General features: G+C 66.6%; 4 protein-coding genes. All 4 read left to right on the top strand.

All coding sequences use genetic code 11. The features are described from left to right. The coding region (locus WCB02_RS04655; protein WP_423956667.1) for an ABC transporter permease subunit at positions 1–213 on the top strand (213 nt) is incomplete at its 5' end. A gap of 4 nt (positions 214–217) precedes the next feature. Continuing rightward, entirely contained in the window at positions 218–1,063 is an 846-nt protein-coding gene (locus WCB02_RS04650) for an ABC transporter permease (protein WP_423956666.1), read from the top strand. A gap of 1 nt (position 1,064) precedes the next feature. Further along, positions 1,065–2,093 (top strand): ABC transporter ATP-binding protein, encoded by a 1,029-nt coding sequence (locus tag WCB02_RS04645; RefSeq protein WP_423956665.1) that lies wholly within the window; start codon positions 1,065–1,067, stop codon positions 2,091–2,093. Continuing rightward, positions 2,071–2,858: ATP-binding cassette domain-containing protein (locus WCB02_RS04640; RefSeq protein ID WP_423956664.1), on the top strand; the 788-nt coding region annotated here is incomplete at its 3' end. The genes WCB02_RS04645 and WCB02_RS04640, both read left to right, overlap by 23 nt.

Below are 2,858 nucleotides of genomic sequence, written 5' to 3'. Positions count from 1 at the left end.
CTGCAGCTTGGCACCATCCTCGGCGGCAGCGTCGTGATCGAGGCGGTGTTCAGCTGGCCCGGCATCGGCAGCCTGCTGTTCGACAGCGTCATGAGCAGGAATTTTCCGATGGTTCTCGGCGTTCTCGTGTTCAGTTCGGTGCTGGTCGCCGTGACCAACGCTGCGGTCGATCTGCTCTATCTGCGGCTCGATCCGCGGATCCGCGCGAGGTAGGGCGATGCTGACCCTGTTCCTCGACTTCGCCCGCCGCTTCGCCCGCAACCGCGCGGCGCTGGCCGGACTGGGGTTGGTGTTCGTCGTGATCGGTGTCGCCATAGCGGCGCCGTGGTGGTTCCCGCGGCCGCCACTGCGCATCGTCGGCCGGGCAGAGATCTGGCCGTTCGTCAATTCGCGCTTTCCATTGGGGACGGATTCGCTGGGTCGCGACATCGCGGCCATGATCGCCTATGGGGCGCGCACCACGCTGTTGATCGGGCTGTTCGCAAGTCTCACGGCGACCAGCATCGGCATCACGATCGGCGCCACGGCCGCCTATCTCGGCGGCTGGGTCGACGAGATGCTGATGCGGGTCACGGAGCTGTTTCAGACCATTCCCAACCTGATCTTCGTGCTCACCATCGTCGCCATCCTCGGCCAGAAGATCGAATATGTGACGATCGCGGTCGGCATCGTGAGCTGGACGCCGATCGCGCGGCTGACGCGGGCGGAGTTCCTCGCGCTGCGCGATCGCGAATTCGTCCAGGCCTGCCGGTCGATGGGCATGGGCAGCCTGCGGATCATGTTCGGCGAGATCCTGCCCAATGCCCTGCCGCCAGTGATCGTGCTGTCGTCGCTCGTGATCGCAGGTGCCGTGCTGTACGAATCGGCAGTGTCGTTCCTCGGGCTCGGCGATCCCAACGTCCCGAGCTGGGGGCGGCTGATCGGCGACGGCAGGACCCTGATCCGCACCTCCTGGTACATCTGTGCCGTGCCGGGGGCTGCGATCATGCTCACGGTGCTCGCGCTCAACCTGGTCGGTGACGGTCTCAACGACGCGCTCAATCCGAAGCTCAGGGACCGCTGACATGACCGCCGGCGGCCTGCACGACGCGTCCCCCATTCTCGATATCGACGAACTGCGGGTTTCGCTGTTCACGCGGCGGGGGGTGCTGCCGGCGATCGACGGCGTCTCGCTCAAAGTGGCCGCCGGCGAGACCGTGGCCATTGTCGGGGAGTCCGGCTGCGGCAAGTCGCTGACCGCGCTCGCCGTGATGCGGCTGTTGCCTGATCCGCCGGCGAAGATCGTCGGTGGCGCGGTGCGCTTCATGGGGCGCGATCTCGCTGCGCTGTCCGATCGCGAGATGCAGCGTGTGCGCGGCAAGGAGATCTCGATGATCTTCCAGGATCCGATGACGTCGCTCAATCCGGTGGTCAGCGTAGGCGATCAACTGGTCGAGGCGATTCGCTGGCACGGCGACGTCTCGCGCAAGGAGGCGCATGATCGCGCCATCGAGCTGCTCCGCATGGTCCGGATTGCCGATGCCGAACGGCGGTTGAACGATTTCCCGCACCAGATGTCCGGCGGCATGAGCCAGCGGGTGGTGATCGCGATGGCGATCGCCTGCGGGCCGAAATTGCTGATCGCGGACGAGCCGACCACCGCGCTCGATGTGACCATTCAGGCGCAGATCCTCGAGCTGCTGAAGGAGCTGCAGGCGAAGTCGGGGATGGCGCTGATGATCATTACCCATGATCTCGGCGTTGTCGCCGAGACCGCCGACCGGGTCGTGGTGATGTATGCGGGCCGCAAGGTCGAGGAAGCCGCCGTCGAGGCGCTGTTCGAGCGTCCGCTGCATCGCTACACCAGGGGCCTCCTGGGCGCCACGCCGTCGGCGTCGCGCCGGCGCGGCACGCGCCTGGCGGAGATCGGCGGCAGTGTGCCGGCGCTCTCGGATCTGCCGGCCGGCTGTGCATTCCAAAATCGCTGCCCGGATGCGTTCGACCGTTGTCGCCAGGCCAAGCCGTCGCTGTTGCCGCTGCTGCCGGGCCGGACGGCGGCCTGCTTTGCCGCCGAAGAGGAGCTGTTGCGACATGCCGCTGTTGTCGGTTCTTAGTCTTTGCGTGCAGTACCAGACCGCGCAAGGCACCGTGCGCGCGGTCGATGACGTCTCCTTCGATCTCGATGCGGGTGAAACGGTCGGACTCGTCGGCGAGTCCGGTTGCGGCAAATCGACCCTCGGCAAGGCGATCATGCGGCTGGTCCCGAATTCGGATGGCCGGGTCATGCTCGACGGCCGCGATCTCGGCAGCATGCAGGGCGATGAGCTGAAAGCCGCGCGGAAGGCCGTGCAGATGATCTTCCAGGATCCCTATGGTTCGCTCAATCCGCGTCACGACATCGGCACCAGCATCGGTCAGCCGCTCGGCATTGCCGGGTGGTCGCGCCGCGATGTTCGCGACCGCGTGGCCGAGTTGATCGCGCAGGTCGGTCTGCCCGCGGATGCCGCGCGGCGCTACCCGCACGAATTCTCCGGCGGTCAGCGTCAGCGGGTCGGCATTGCGCGGGCGCTGGCACTGCGACCCAAGGTCGTCATCTGCGACGAGCCGGTGTCGGCGCTCGACGTTTCCGTGCGCGCGCAGGTCATCAATCTGCTGGAGGACCTACAGCAACAGACCGGTATCGCCTGTCTGTTCATTTCCCACGATCTGTCGGTGGTCGAGCACGTCTCCGACCGGCTGATCGTGATGTATCTCGGCCGCATCGTGGAGAGTGGCCGAAGCGAGGATATCTGGCAGCGGCCGGCGCATCCCTACACCGCTGCACTGCTGGCAGCGGCGCCGGTGGCCGATCCGAGGCTCGCCCGCCGCGGCCGCAGGAC

The organism is Bradyrhizobium sp. (genome assembly GCF_049581145.1).
Lineage (GTDB): Bacteria > Pseudomonadota > Alphaproteobacteria > Rhizobiales > Xanthobacteraceae > Bradyrhizobium.
Note: the sequence above shows the minus strand (reverse complement) of the source record. Positions and strands in the feature narration are given on the sequence as shown.